Raw genomic sequence first — 314 nt, forward strand, 5'->3', positions numbered from 1 at the left:
AGGCTACACATACTTTGTCGAAACAATGGTCAGTTTTGAGGGGTCTACCCTCAAACCTTATGTGCTTTTTTGGGCGTATAGCTCAGCTGGTTTAGAGCGCACGCCTGATAAGCGTGAGGTCGATGGTTCGAGTCCATTTATGCCCATTGACCGTAAGGTCGATATGGGGAATTAGCTCAGATGGGAGAGCACCTGCTTTGCAAGCAGGGGGTCAACGGTTCGATCCCGTTATTCTCCATTGATGCGAGAGCATCAAGTTTGTTCTTTGAAAACTAGATATTATCAATTATTTTCCTTTAATTATTAAAGATAAT

2 tRNA genes are annotated in these 314 nt (G+C 43.3%); both read left to right on the plus strand.

What is annotated here, in order from left to right:
- Positions 1 to 71 precede the first annotated feature (71 nt).
- A tRNA-Ile gene (locus tag FD25_RS06180) sits at positions 72 to 146 on the plus strand.
- Positions 147 to 165: 19 nt separating this feature from the next.
- Positions 166 to 238, plus strand: a tRNA-Ala gene (locus FD25_RS06185).
- Positions 239 to 314 lie beyond the last annotated feature (76 nt).

It is taken from the genome of Levilactobacillus acidifarinae DSM 19394 = JCM 15949, from assembly GCF_001434835.1.
Classification (GTDB): domain Bacteria; phylum Bacillota; class Bacilli; order Lactobacillales; family Lactobacillaceae; genus Levilactobacillus; species Levilactobacillus acidifarinae.